At 73.3% G+C, this 12925-nt stretch carries 14 protein-coding genes and 1 pseudogene; all 15 read left to right on the forward strand.

Annotated features, from left to right (window positions below):
• On the forward strand, window positions 1-1150 hold a 1150-nt coding region (murC, locus tag F8271_RS24885; RefSeq protein WP_151492251.1), incomplete at its 5' end, for a UDP-N-acetylmuramate--L-alanine ligase.
• Window positions 1147-1968 carry a cell division protein FtsQ/DivIB gene (locus F8271_RS24890; protein ID WP_151492252.1) on the forward strand — a complete coding sequence of 274 codons (822 nt, stop codon included), beginning with the start codon at window positions 1147-1149 and terminating at the stop codon, window positions 1966-1968. The genes murC and F8271_RS24890, both read left to right, overlap by 4 nt.
• A gap of 177 nt (window positions 1969-2145) precedes the next feature.
• The gene (gene ftsZ, locus F8271_RS24895) at window positions 2146-3258 is read left to right on the forward strand and encodes a cell division protein FtsZ (protein ID WP_151492253.1); all 1113 of its coding nucleotides are present in this window, start codon (window positions 2146-2148) and stop codon (window positions 3256-3258) included.
• Window positions 3259-3267: 9 nt separating this feature from the next.
• Window positions 3268-4011, forward strand: coding sequence for a YggS family pyridoxal phosphate-dependent enzyme (locus F8271_RS24900; protein WP_151492254.1), 744 nt, complete (start codon window positions 3268-3270; stop codon window positions 4009-4011).
• A 191-nt stretch (window positions 4012-4202) separates the two neighbouring features.
• The gene (locus F8271_RS24905; RefSeq protein ID WP_151492255.1) at window positions 4203-4898 is read left to right on the forward strand and encodes a cell division protein SepF; all 696 of its coding nucleotides are present in this window, start codon (window positions 4203-4205) and stop codon (window positions 4896-4898) included.
• Between the two features lie 30 nt (window positions 4899-4928).
• Entirely contained in the window at window positions 4929-5234 is a 306-nt protein-coding gene (locus F8271_RS24910; RefSeq protein ID WP_030334503.1) for a YggT family protein, read from the forward strand.
• 44 nt (window positions 5235-5278) lie between these two features.
• Window positions 5279-6082, forward strand: a complete 804-nt coding sequence (locus tag F8271_RS24915) for a DivIVA domain-containing protein (protein ID WP_151492256.1) — start codon at window positions 5279-5281, stop codon at window positions 6080-6082.
• Between the two features lie 80 nt (window positions 6083-6162).
• Entirely contained in the window at window positions 6163-6888 is a 726-nt protein-coding gene (locus F8271_RS24920) for a hypothetical protein (RefSeq protein WP_151492257.1), read from the forward strand.
• Between the two features lie 12 nt (window positions 6889-6900).
• Window positions 6901-7206 (forward strand): DUF167 domain-containing protein, encoded by a 306-nt coding sequence (locus F8271_RS24925; RefSeq protein ID WP_151492258.1) that lies wholly within the window; start codon window positions 6901-6903, stop codon window positions 7204-7206.
• A gap of 22 nt (window positions 7207-7228) precedes the next feature.
• Entirely contained in the window at window positions 7229-8728 is a 1500-nt protein-coding gene (locus F8271_RS24930; RefSeq protein ID WP_151492259.1) for a potassium/proton antiporter, read from the forward strand.
• 226 nt (window positions 8729-8954) lie between these two features.
• Window positions 8955-9374 (forward strand): TraR/DksA C4-type zinc finger protein, encoded by a 420-nt coding sequence (locus tag F8271_RS24935; protein WP_151492260.1) that lies wholly within the window; start codon window positions 8955-8957, stop codon window positions 9372-9374.
• Window positions 9375-9439: 65 nt separating this feature from the next.
• Window positions 9440-10057 (forward strand): signal peptidase II, encoded by a 618-nt coding sequence (gene lspA / locus F8271_RS24940; RefSeq protein WP_151492261.1) that lies wholly within the window; start codon window positions 9440-9442, stop codon window positions 10055-10057.
• A complete protein-coding gene (locus F8271_RS24945; RefSeq protein WP_151492262.1) occupies window positions 10054-10998 on the forward strand; it encodes an RluA family pseudouridine synthase in 945 nt (314 codons plus the stop codon). Before lspA ends, F8271_RS24945 begins: the two co-directional genes overlap by 4 nt.
• A 43-nt stretch (window positions 10999-11041) precedes the next feature.
• Window positions 11042-12070, forward strand: coding sequence for a hypothetical protein (locus F8271_RS24950; protein WP_151492263.1), 1029 nt, complete (start codon window positions 11042-11044; stop codon window positions 12068-12070).
• A gap of 74 nt (window positions 12071-12144) precedes the next feature.
• A pseudogene (locus F8271_RS24955) lies at window positions 12145-12925 on the forward strand (ATPase); the annotation flags it as partial.

Raw genomic sequence — 12925 nt, forward strand, 5'->3', positions numbered from 1 at the left:
GCAGGCCGGTGTGGACCCGTCGTTCGTGATCGGCGGGGAGATCTCCGAGGTCGGCTCGGGTGCCCACCACGGCACCGGCGAGTACTTCGTGGTCGAGGCGGACGAGAGCGACCGCTCGTTCCTCATCTACCGCCCGTTCGTCTCGATCATCACGAACGTCGAGGCGGACCACCTGAACACCTACGGCGACTACGCGACGCTGGAGGCGGCGTTCGTCGAGTTCGCCCGGCTCACCGACCCGGACGGGTTCATCATCACCTGCGCCGACGACGCGGGTGGTCGCCGGCTGGCCGACACGCTGCGCGCCGAGGGCCGGCGGGTGTACACGTACGGCGAGGCGGCCGACGCCGACCTGCGGCTGAGCGAGATCTCCTCCTCGGCGCGCGGGGTGCGCTACCTGGCCACGATCGACGGCCGGTCGCTGGGCGAGTTCCGGCTGCCGGTGCCGGGGCGGCACATGGGGCTGAACAGCGCCTCCGCGGTGCTGGCCACGTACCTGCTGGATCTGCCGCTGGAGGCGGCGGAGGCCGCGCTGGCGGTGTTCCCCGGCGTGCGGCGGCGTTTCGAGCGCAAGGGTGTCGCGGACGGCGTGCTGGTCTACGACGAGTACGCGTACCACCCGACCTCGATGACGCTGGCGTTGCAGACGCTGCGCGAGGTGGCCGGGGACGGGCGGCTGATCGTCGTCTTCCAGCCGTACCGGCTGTACCGGACCCGCGACTCGCAGGCGGAGATCGCCGAGGCGCTGGCCATCGCCGACGAGGTGGTGCTGCTGGAGGTCTTCGGGCCGGGTGAGCTGCGTCAGCCCGGGGAGGGTTCGGCTGCGTTGATCGAGGCGGTGGCGCTGCCCGCCGAGCGGAAGGTCTTCGTGGACTCGTGGGAGGCCGCGCCGGTCGAGGTGGTCCGTCGGGCCCGACCGGGTGACGTGGTGGTGACCATGGGCGCCCCGCCGATCTCGCTGATGAGCGACGAGCTGCTGGCCGGCCTGGAGGCGCGTACCGGCGGCTCCTCGCCGACCGCGACGGTCGATCCGGTGGCGACCACCCCGCCCGTCGGTGAGCCGGTGCCCGGTGGTGCCACGACCGGCGGCGACGGTGCGGCGCTCGGTGGCGCCGCCGCACCGGACGGCGCGGCGCCCACGGCCGGATGAGCCCCGGCCCGGCCCGGGGGCGGACCAGCGCCGCCGGCGACGGCGGCGCGCCCCGCCGCGGACCGGTGCGGCGGTGGCAGCTGGTCCGTGCGGGCAGTGACGCGGTGCCGCCGTCGACCCGCCGGTTCATGGCGCGTGCCCGGCAGCGTCGGATGCGCGCGGCGCTGCCGTGGGCGGTGGCCGCCGGGGTGTTGGCGCTGGTCGGGCTGGTCGCGTGGACGGTGCTCGGCACCGGGCTGTTCGGTGTCCGCGAGGTGCGGGTGGAGGGTGCCACCCTGGTCACCCCGGTGCAGGTGCGCGACGCGGTCGGGGTGGCCGACGGGGTGCCACTGGCCCGGGTGGACCTGGCCGTGGCCGCCCGCCGGGTGGGCGAGCTGGCACCGGTGGAGCGGGCGACGGTCTCCCGGGACTGGCCGGGCGCCTTGGTGGTGCGGGTGACCGAGCGGACCCCGGTGGCGGTGGTGCCGCAGGGGGAGGCGTTCACGCTTGTCGACCGGAGCGGGGTGGCCTTCCAGACGGTGGCCCGCCGACCCGCCGGGCTGCCGCTGGTGAAGGTGGCGCGGCCGTCCGCCGGTGACCCGGACACCCGTGCCGCGTTGGAGGTGCTTGTCGCGTTGACCCCGCAGCTGCGCGCCGAGCTGGTGGACGTGACCGTCGAGGGACTGGCCCGGATCAGCCTGCGGCTGCGCGGGGACCGGACGGTGGTCTGGGGTGACGCGACCCGGGGTACGGACAAGGCCCGGGTGGCCACGGCACTGCTCGGCGAGAAGACCGACCGGATCGACGTGAGCGCACCGGACGTGGTGACCTTCCGCTGACCCGGGAGCGTGCTGCGGACGTGACGAGTCGCGCTCGCTCGGCGACACGCCGGTCGGGTCCTTGGCTCATCGCGCGGCGGCGCTTACGTTGCCCCGAAGAGGATCAGTGGTTGACATAACTGTGAGCCTCTAGTAGAGGGTGAGGGTTTACCCCAATCTCGAAGGAAAGGACCGGAGATGACACCTCCGCACAACTACCTGGCGGTCATCAAGGTCGTCGGCATCGGGGGTGGCGGCGTCAACGCCGTCAACCGGATGATCGAGGTTGGGCTCAAGGGCGTCGAGTTCATCGCGATCAACACCGATGCCCAGGCGCTGTTGATGAGTGACGCCGACGTCAAGCTCGACGTCGGCCGTGAGCTGACCCGTGGTCTGGGCGCGGGTGCCAACCCGGACGTCGGCAAGAACGCCGCCGAGGACCACCGCGACGAGATCGAGGAGGTGCTCAAGGGCGCCGACATGGTCTTCGTGACCTGCGGTGAGGGCGGCGGCACCGGCACCGGCGGCGCGCCCGTGGTGGCGAACATCGCCCGGAAGCTCGGCGCGCTGACCATCGGCGTGGTGACCCGGCCGTTCTCCTTCGAGGGCAAGCGCCGCCAGGTGCAGGCCGAGTCGGGGATAGACGAACTGCGCAACCAGTGCGACACCCTGATCGTCATCCCGAACGACCGGCTGCTGGCGCTGGGCGACCGCAACATCAGCATGATGGACGCGTTCCGTACCGCCGACCAGGTGCTGCTCTCCGGTGTGCAGGGCATCACCGACCTGATCACGACCCCGGGTCTGATCAACCTGGACTTCGCCGACGTCAAGAGCGTGATGAGTGGCGCCGGCAGCGCGTTGATGGGCATCGGCAGCGCCCGGGGCGAGAACCGCGCGGTCGAGGCGGCCGAGGCGGCCATCTCCAGCCCGCTGCTGGAGCAGAGCATGGACGGCGCGCGCGGCGTGCTGCTCTCCATCGCCGGTGGCTCCGACCTGGGCCTGTTCGAGATCAACGACGCGGCGCAGCTGGTCACCGACGCAGCCCACCCGGACGCCAACATCATCTTCGGTGCGGTGATCGACGACGCGCTCGGTGACGAGGTGCGCGTGACGGTCATCGCGGCGGGCTTCGACGGCGGCACCCCGGCGTACAAGGCGGCCGAGCCGGCGCGTAAGACCAACACCAACCAGCCGTCGCCGCAGAGCACCCCGGTGCCGACGCCGGTCACGCCGGCGCCGGCCCAGTCGCCGCGTCGGGTGCTCTTCGACGACGTGGACGTGCCCGACTTCCTCAAGAACGGGTCCTGAGCTCCGCCGATGACCGACAGCTCAGCCACGGTACGACCGGATCGGCGCGCCGAACTCGCGGCCGGCCTGGCCCAGGTCCGGACGCGGATCGCCGACGCCTGCGCCGACGCCGGCCGGGACGTCGCCGGTGTCACGATGATCGCGGTGACCAAGACCTACCCGGCCAGCGACGTGCTGGCGCTGGCCGGGCTCGGGGTGACCGACGTGGGGGAGAACCGCGACCAGGAGGCTGCCGGCAAGGCCGCCGAGGTGGCCGCCGCCGGGGTCGGCCCACGGTGGCACTTCATCGGCCAGTTGCAGCGCAACAAGGCCCGCTCGGTGGTCCGCTACGCCGACGTGGTGCACTCGGTGGACAGCGTCCGGTTGGCCCGTGCGCTCGCCAGCGCGGCCGCGGACCGGGAGCGCCCGCTGGAGGCCCTGGTGCAGGTGAGCATCGACGGCGACCCGGCGCGGGGTGGCGCGGTGCCCGGTTCGGCCGATCCCGGCAACGGGCTGGAGCCGGTCGCCGAGGCGGTGGCCGACGCGCCGTCGCTGCGGCTGGCCGGTCTGATGGCGGTGGCGCCGTTGGGGTGGCCGCCGGAGCGGGCCTTCGCCCGGCTGGCCGAGGTGGCCGAGACGTTCCGGACACTCCATCCGGGAGCGAGCGCCCTGTCCGCCGGAATGAGCGGCGACCTGGAAATCGCGATCCGATACGGCGCGACACATGTCCGCGTCGGAAGCGCGTTGCTCGGAATGCGCTCCACGCTGCGGTAGCCTGACCGCGAGACAAGCAAATTACATCAGTGTTGTTTCAGGAACGGCGTCTCCTGTTCGGGGGGTCGTGGCACGCGACGCGAATCGCGTGCCAGGGGATTGCCGTTCCGGTCCGATGGGCATGGTTGTCCACTCGCGACGGGCGACATGGCACGGGGGCGCGTGCCGCACGGCGGACGGAAGGGCGCGGGATGGGTGCACTGCGCAAGGCGGGGGTCTGGCTCGGTCTGGTCGAAGAAGACGACGAGCGGGCCTACGACGACGGTGGCTACGACAAGGGTGGCTACCGTGACTCGCGGTACCGGCAGAGCCGGTACGCCGAGGAGTTCGCCGACGAGGACGACGACGACACCGAGGAGCCGCCGGCTCCCCGGCCGCGGGTCAGTGAGCGGGGTCGGCTCTCCGAGCGGGCGAACGGCCGGGTCAGCGAGTCCGATCGCGGTGACGGTGAGCGTCCGGAGCGGGTCGAGCGGTCCAGCGTGCGGTCGATCACCCGGTCGTCGGCGGGCGAGACCTCCGGCGCGCTGACCTACCACACCCGGGACAATCTGGCCCTTGCGCCGCAGGCCACGACGCGTGAGCGGGTGGTGGCTCCGGAGGAGGAGCAGCGGTACCAGATCACCACGCTGCACCCGACGACCTACCGCGAGGCGCGCACCATCGGTGAGCACTTCCGCGACGGCGTCCCGGTGATCATCAACCTCACCGAGATGGACGAGGCCGATGCCCGCCGTCTGGTGGACTTCGCCGCCGGGCTGGCGTTCGGGCTGCGCGGTACGATCGAGCGCGTGACCAATCGGGTGTTCCTGCTCTCACCGGCCAATGTCCAGGTCACCGCGGAGGACAAGGCCAAGATCGCTGAGGGCGGTTTTTTCAGTCTGAGTTGATCCCGCCCGACCCGAGGGACGTCGCTGACCGTGTTGTCGATCTTGCTGCAAGTGTTGTACCTGATCCTTTATGTCTTCCTGCTGCTTCTTCTGTCCCGGTTCGTGTTGAGCGCCGTCCTGCAGTACGGCCGCCGGTGGCAGCCGGGGCGCGGAGCATCGGCAGGATTGGAATCCGTGTGGAGCGTCACTGATCCCCCTCTCAACGCGTTGAGGCGTGTGATCCCTCCGCTGCGAATTGGTACCGTGAGCATCGACCTGGCCTCCCTTGTGCTCCTGGTTATCCTGTTCGTGCTGATGGAGTTCGTGTTAGGGCCGTCGATCAGGGCATCTGCCTGATGACCGACGCGCTTTCGCGGCCGCAACTGACCCGAGGAGTTTCGATGCCGCTGACCCCGGCCGACGTCCACAACGTCGCCTTCAAAAAGCCGCCGATCGGCAAGCGGGGGTATGACGAGGAGGAGGTCGACGCCTTCCTGGACGAGGTCGAGCGCGAGCTCGCCCGTCTCATCGAGGAGAACAACGAGCTGCGCGCCCAGGTGGAGCGCGGCGGCCGTGGCGGTGCCCCCGCCGGCCCCGGCGGCGACGCCCGACTGGCGGCGGAGCTCAACGACGTCAAGGCCCAACTGGACCGGGTGCAGCGCGACAAGTCGGCGGCCGAGCAGGCTGCCCGTGCGATGCAGGCCGAGCTGGAGCAGGTCCGCGCGGCCGGCGGTCCGGCCGGTGTCACCGGCGACGGTGAGCAGCAGGCCCTGCGGGTCCTCATGATGGCCCAGCGCACCGCCGACGACCACGTGTCCGACGCCCGCCGCGAGGCCGACCAGCTGCTGTCCGAGGCCCGCAGCAAGGCCGAGGAGGTGACCCGCGAGGCTCGCGCGAAGGCCGACGCCCTCGAGCGGGACGCCCGCCAGCGGCACCAGGAGGCCATGGGCGGCCTGGACGCCAAGCGCACGGCGCTGCAGAAGCACATCGAGGAGCTCAAGCAGTTCGAGCGCGAGTACCGCACCCGGCTCAAGGCGTACCTGGAGAGCCAGCTGCGTGACCTCGACGGTCGCGGCCAGGGTCTCGAGGCCGAGATGACCCGCTCCGAGGCAGGCCGGGTCGCCGGCGGCAACGGGTTGGCCGCCGCGGGCCTCGCCGGGTCGTACGGCGGCGGGCGCTCCGGCGCCCTCGAAGCCGGACGCTGAGCACCGGCCGGCGATCGCTGTCCGCCAATGGTGACGGTCGCCGGCCCCGCCCGGACGGTACGAAGCGGCGGGGGTGAGCCGTGATAGTTGCGAGTCTCCTGCTCATCCTCGTCGCGGTGGTGCTGCTGGTTCTCGGCCTGGCCGGTGGCTCCAGCATCATGTTGATCATCTCCATCGCGGCCAGTCTGCTGGCCGCTGTGGCGTTGGTGGCCGGCGCCCGCCAGGCAGCCGCCAACCGTGCCACGGCGGCTCCGGGACGACCCGACCGGCGCGCCGCCGGCGCACCCCGCACGGCCAGCCAGGCCACGCCGGGTGTCCCGTACGGGCCGCCGCTGGTCGAGCCGGACGTGCCGGTGCAGCACATGCCCTCGACGGTTGGTGCCGGCGGCACCGGGTGGCGGCAACCACCCGAGCCGCCGGCCGACCACGTTTCACCGTTCGACGCGTCGGTCGACCGGGGCACACCGTTCGTGACCCCGGCCGATGACGCGTCGCCGCTGCACCGGCCGGTGAGCCCCGCACCGCAGGACGAGGCGTCCGACCCCGACGTGTCGGCCTTCGAGGCGCTGGCCGACGAGCCGGCCGCTCAGTCGATCACCCCCGCCGAGGCGGCGCGGGTGGCTCGGCTGCCCGATCCCGTCGAGGTGGTGGACGGTCGGCCCCGCTACCACCTCGCCCGCTGTCCGCACCTGGCCGGCCGGGTGCCCGAGACGCTGCCGGTCGCCGAGGCGGTCGAGCTGGGCTTCACTCCGTGCGCGCTCTGCACGCCGGCCACCGTCCTGCTCGCCGACGTCCGACCGATCTGAAACGGCGCCCCGGTGCCCGCGCAGGACACGCTCACCGTGGCGGTACGGGTGAAGCCCGGCGCGTCCCGGGACCGGGTCGGCGGGCGCTTCGACGGCCCGCACGGCCCCGCCCTGGTGATCGCCGTGCACGCGCCGGCCGTCGACGGTCGCGCCACCGAGGCCGCCCGTCGGGCCCTCGCCGGTGCGTTGGGTGTGCGGCCGGCCGCCGTGTCGTTGCGGGCCGGCGCGGCCAGCCGGGACAAGCTCTTCCTCGTCGACCGGCCCGACCCGGCCCTGCCCGGGCTGCTCTGCCGGCTGCGCGACGGATCCGCCGAGTGAGGAACGTCCGGGCCGGGCAGCGGTGACACCGGGGCTGGACATCGCGCTGCTGGTCGGTGCGGGCGTGCTGCTGGTGGCGGTCGGCGCGGTCCGGCTCTCGACCCGCCTCGGGGTGCCCAGCCTGCTCGTCTACCTGGCGCTGGGTGTGGCGATCGGCGAGGCCGGGCTGGGCATCCGCTTCGACGACGTCGAGTTGACCCGGACCCTGGGGTTCTGCGCGCTGATCGTGATCATCGCCGAGGGTGGACTGACCGCCCGGTGGAGCACGTTGCGCCCGGTGCTCGGGCTGGCCTCCGCGCTCTCCACGGTCGGCGTGGTGGTCAGCATCGTGGTGGTGGGTGTGGCCGTACACCTGTTGTTGGGTCTGGATTGGCGCCTGGCGCTGCTCTACGGCGCGGTGTTGTCGTCCACCGACGCCGCGGCGGTCTTCGCGACCCTGCGCCGGCTGCGTCTGCCGCCGCGGCTGGTGGCCACTCTGGAGGCCGAGTCGGGCATGAACGACGCCCCGGTGGTGCTGCTGGTGGTGCTGCTGTCCCATTCGGGTTGGGCGCACCCGTGGTGGTACGAGACCGGGCTGGTCGTCTACGAGCTGGCCGTCGGGGCCGCGGTGGGTGTGGTCGCCGGGGTGGCCGGGACGTGGGCGTTGCGTCGGGCGGCGCTGCCCGCGGCCGGCCTGTACCCGATCGCCGCGGTGGGGATCACCGTGCTGGCGTACGCGGCCGGCGCGGTGCTGCACGCCTCGGGGTTCCTCGCCGTCTACGTGGCCGGGGTGCTGCTGGGCAACGCCCGGTTGTCGCACCGGCGGGCGATCCTCGGCTTCGCCGACGGGTTGGCGTGGCTCGCGCAGATCGGTCTGTTCGTGCTGCTCGGGCTGCTGGCCGCGCCGGCCCGGCTGGACGCGGCGGTGCTGCCGGCGGTGGTCGCGGGGCTGGCGCTGGTGCTGCTGGCGCGACCGTTGTCGGTGGCGGCGTCGGCGCTGCCGTTCCGGGTGGGCCTGTGCGAGCAGACGTTCCTGTCCTGGGCCGGGCTGCGCGGGGCGGTGCCGATCGTGCTGGCCACCATCCCGCTGTCCGAGCGCGTGCCGGGCGCGGAGCGTCTTTTCGACGCGGTCTTCGTGCTGGTGGTCATCTTCACGTTGGTGCAGACCGGGACGCTCGGCCCGTTGGCCCGCCGGTTGGGGATCACCGCGCCGGCCGAGGCCACCGAGATCCACGTGGAGACCGCCCCGCTGGAGCGGATGCGGGCCGACCTGCTGCAGTTGGAGGTGCCGCAGGGGTCCCGGCTGGCGGGGGTGCACGTCGACGAGTTGCGGTTGCCGGTGGGCGCCTCGGTGACCCTGGTGCTGCGCGACGGGGTGGGCTTCGTGCCCGGACCGGACACCCGTCTGAAGGTCGGCGACAGTCTGTTGATCGTCGCCACCGCGGGGGTGCGCGACGCCGCCGAACGGCGGTTGCGGGCGGTGAGCCGGCGGGGTCGGCTGGCCCGATGGTTTGGTGAGTACGGGGATGAGTCGGACGGTTGATCTGCTAGCGTTCCCTTTGCCCCAGTTAGGCAGGGCTCGGGGCAGTTAAGCGGTGCGACGGTGCGCCACGTTGTCGGACGCCTGTACGTTCCGTATTCTTGCCAACCTCCGGAGTGCGCGGCCATCGACGCCGTGCGCCCCTTTTCGCACAAAGGGGACGCCCTGGTTTGGCGTCCCCTGACCAGGAGCCGCCAACCATGCGGTTCCGCGGCCGAGGGAGCGACCCATGGCGAAGCCAGCCGACACGAGGACCGCCGGCCGCAAGCCGGTGGCCAAGGTCACCCGCAGCGCGGCGGAGACCGAGAAGATCCGCGCGGCGCTGGCGGCGCGGCGGGACGAGCTCCGCGCCGAGTACGATCAGACGCTGAGCGAGATCACCGAGCTGCAGCGCGACCGGCTGACCGACTCGGCCGGGGACGACCAGGCCGACACCGGCACCAAGACGTTCGAGCGTGAGCAGGAGATCTCACTCGCCAACAGCATTCTGGAACGGATCACGCAGGTCGAGCGCGCCCTCGAGCGCCTGGACGAGGGTGGTTACGGCTGGTGCGAGCGGTGCGGCAACCCGATCCCGGTCGAGCGCCTCGCCGCCTTCCCGTCGGCCACCCTGTGTGTGACGTGCAAGCAGCTGGAGGAGCGGCGCTGAGGTCCGTTCCCCGGCGGCGATGAGACGGTGAGCGATCACCGCCGAGACACCTCGATGGGGAGCGCATGACCGCAGCACCGCCCGCCGAACCGGGCCGCAGTGAGCCGGGTGGCGGCACGCCCCGGCCCCGGGCCGTCGCGATCCTCGCCGGGGTCGCCCTGGTGGCCCTGCTGGCCGACCTGGTCACCAAACACCTCGCGCTGGCCGCGCTGACCGACCGGGAGCCGGTCCGGCTGCTCGGCGGCCTGGTCTACCTGAGCCTCACCCGCAACAGCGGTGCGGCGTGGAGCATCGGCTCGGACCACACCTGGATCTTCCCGCTGATCACCATCGGTGTGGTCGGCTGGATCGTCTGGATGGCGCTGCGCCTGCGGTCGCTGCCCTGGGCGGTCTCGCTGGGCCTCGTCCTCGGCGGTGCCCTGGGCAACCTCGTCGACCGGATCTTCCGGGCGCCCTCCCCGTTCCACGGGCACGTGGTCGACATGATCAGCCTCTTCGACCCGTTCGGCCAGGTGTGGCCGGTGTTCAACCTGGCCGACAGTTCGCTGGTCTGCGGCGTGCTGCTGGCCGTACTGCTGGAGTTGACCGGCCGCCAGCGTGACGGCCGGCGCGCCGGCCGCGACGGCGACCCGACCGACGCGGACGCCACCCAGGCCGCCGCGGACCAGCGGGAGCGGGCATGACCTCCGCGTTCGCCGCCGGCGGCGACCACCGGTCCCTGCCCGTGCCCGACGGCCTCGACGGGATGCGCCTGGACCAGGCGGTGTCCCGCCTCTTCGGGCTCTCCCGCACCGCCGCCGCGGCCCTCGTCGACGCCGGGGACGCGCTGGTCGACGGCGCCGCCCGGCCCAACTCGTACAAGGTCAAGGCCGGCTCCTGGCTGGACGTCACGCTGCCCGCCCCGGTCGCGCCGCCGACCGTGGTGCCGCAGGCCGTGCCGGGCCTGCGCGTCGTGTACGCCGACGACGACATCGTGGTGGTGGACAAGCCGGTGGGCGTCGCCGCGCACCCCAGCCCCGGCTGGACCGGGCCGACCGTCATCGGCGCGCTCGCCGCCATCGGGCACCGCATCTCCACCAGCGGCGCCGCCGAGCGGCAGGGCGTCGTGCACCGCCTCGACGTCGGCACCACCGGGATCATGGTGGTGGCCAAGAGCGAGCAGGCGTACACGGCGTTGAAGCGGGCCTTCAAGTACCGCGAGGTGGACAAGGGCTACCACGCGGTGGTGCAGGGGCACCTCGACCCGCTGCGCGGCACCGTCGACGCGCCGATCGACCGGCACCCGACCCACGACTACCGGTGGGCCGTGGTCTCCGGCGGCAAGCCGAGCATCACCCACTACGACACCCTGGAGGCGTTCCCGGCGGCCAGCCTGGTCGACGTCCGGCTGGAGACCGGCCGGACCCACCAGATCCGGGTGCACTTCTCCACCCTGCGCCACCCCTGCGTGGGTGACCTCACGTACGGCGCCGACCCCACCCTCTCGGCCCGTCTCGGACTGGCCCGACAGTGGCTGCACGCCCGCGAACTGAGCTTCCTGCACCCCCGAACGGGGGACGAGGTCCGGTTCGTCAGCGACTACCCTGACGACCTGGACCGCGCGCTTCAGATCCTGCGTGACTAGCGCGGCGACCGCCTGACACCGATCCGACGAGGGGATCCCGCCCGTGCGCGCCGGCGACCTGCTGCGGCAGTTGGACCAACGGCTGCTGCCGCCGTTGACCCGGGCCGTCGCCCGGTTGGGCGACCGGTCGGGGCGCTCCGGGGTGCTCACCTGGGCCGCGCTGCTGTCCATGGCGGCGGTGCTGGGCACCGCCGTCTGGGCGGCCGACGACGTCCCGGTCGGCGACCGGACGGTGGGCGAGGTGACCCGGGTCGGGGTGGCCGACGGCGACTCCGTCCCCGGCTACCTGCGCTCGGCGGCGGCGGACCTGGCCGCACTGCCCAGCACGGCCCCGACCGCCGGCGACGGCACCTATGCCCTGGTCACGCTCGACGCGTACCTGCCGCCGCAGCGACTGGCGGCGGTGCTCGGCGACGTGCCGGTCTCGACGGTCTTCGGCCGGGTGCCGTTGCCCGGCCGGCAGACCGAGATCGTGAAGATCCCCGCGCTGCGGGTGCCCGACGACGTCGTCGCCGGGATGGTCGAGGTGGCGGCCCGCAAGGACACCGAGGCGGCCGACTATCGAAAGCGGGCCGCCGAGATGACCGGCGACGGCGTCGACGAGCGGGAACTGCGCGTGCGGTACGCCGACGACGCCGAGGTGGCGTCGGCCGAGGCGGCGGCGTACCGCACCGGCTGCGCCTGCGTCTACGCGGCGGTCGTCCGGGCGGGCCCCGAGGTGCTGCGCGGTGTGGCGGCCCGGCCGGACGTCCGGGCCGTGGACCCCGCCCCCGAGGTGTACCGGCTGGACCGCGCGGTCTTCACACCACCACTTCCCGAACAGCGCGACGTGGTCCGCCCGCCGGCCGACACCGGGCCCAGCCCGACGTCGAGCCCGCAGGTGCGCGCGGTGTCGACACCACCCGCGCCCGAGCGCTCGGCGCCGGTGGGCGAATCGTCGGAACCCGCACCGGTCGTAACGATTCCGTCACCGGAGCCGTCGTCGACGGAGTCGACCGAGCCGCCCCCGCCGAGCGTCACCACCTCCCCGGACGCGACCGGCGCCGGGCCGCTGGCGCCCAGCCCGTCGTGATCTGTGCCGGGTGGTGTGCGTCGCCAGGTGTGGTCCGAATAGTGTTTGCTTCGTAGCCTGTCAGACGGAGATCGATGGTGCTGGGAGGGCGGGCCGTGGAGGGCAGTGAGACCGGCTGGGGCCGGCCGGCCGAACCAGCGCCGCGGTGGCGGGCGTTGTTGGACCGCGCCCGGCGGGGCGGCCATGGCGCGGAACAGGCGGAGCCCGACCGGCGGGCCGAGGAGCCAGCACCGGATCCGCTGCCGCGACGTGCGGCCCCCAACGGGTACGCCGGGCGCGCGCCGGCCATCGGGCATCCGGCCGAGCTGTCGTACGGCGCGGAGCCCGCCTACCGGGCCGAGGCGACCTACCGGGTCGATCCCGCGTACCGGGCCGAGCCGACCTACCGCGCGGAGCCGGACTACCGGGCGGCACCCGCGTACCGCGCGGAGCCGGACTACCGGGCCGAGCCCGCGTACCGGGCCGAGCCGGACTACCGGGCCGAGCCGGACTACCGGGCCGAGCCGGACTACCGGGGCGAGCCGGGTTACCGGTCCGAGCCGGGTTACCGGTCCGAGCCGGCGTACCGGTCCGAGCCGGCGTACCGGGCGGAACCCGCCTACCGGGCCGAGCCCGCGTACCGGCCCGAGCCGGACTACCGGGCGGAGCCGACGTACCGGGCCGAGCCCGAGCCGCCGCCGCAACGCCCCGATTCGGTCGAGTCGCGCTACGCGCTGCTGGACAACGGCTACCGCCAGGGCGGGCCTCCGGTGGAGTCGCGGTACGCCCTGCTGGAGACCGGCTACCAGCCGGAGACGGGCTACCCGGTGGCGGCGCCCCCGACGCCGGGTAGCCCGTCTCCGGCTGGTAGCCGGT

This window comes from Micromonospora sp. ALFpr18c (assembly GCF_008868155.1).
Lineage (GTDB): Bacteria > Actinomycetota > Actinomycetes > Mycobacteriales > Micromonosporaceae > Micromonospora.

Coding starts and splice junctions, on each gene's coding strand:
- F8271_RS24890 (WP_151492252.1), top strand. CDS start 1,147: ATGAGCCCCGGCCCGGCCCGGGGGCGGACCAGCGCCGCCGGCGACGGC.
- ftsZ (WP_151492253.1), top strand. CDS start 2,146: ATGACACCTCCGCACAACTACCTGGCGGTCATCAAGGTCGTCGGCATC.
- F8271_RS24900 (WP_151492254.1), top strand. CDS start 3,268: ATGACCGACAGCTCAGCCACGGTACGACCGGATCGGCGCGCCGAACTC.
- F8271_RS24905 (WP_151492255.1), top strand. CDS start 4,203: ATGGGTGCACTGCGCAAGGCGGGGGTCTGGCTCGGTCTGGTCGAAGAA.
- F8271_RS24915 (WP_151492256.1), top strand. CDS start 5,279: ATGCCGCTGACCCCGGCCGACGTCCACAACGTCGCCTTCAAAAAGCCG.
- F8271_RS24935 (WP_151492260.1), top strand. CDS start 8,955: ATGGCGAAGCCAGCCGACACGAGGACCGCCGGCCGCAAGCCGGTGGCC.
- lspA (WP_151492261.1), top strand. CDS start 9,440: ATGACCGCAGCACCGCCCGCCGAACCGGGCCGCAGTGAGCCGGGTGGC.
- F8271_RS24945 (WP_151492262.1), top strand. CDS start 10,054: ATGACCTCCGCGTTCGCCGCCGGCGGCGACCACCGGTCCCTGCCCGTG.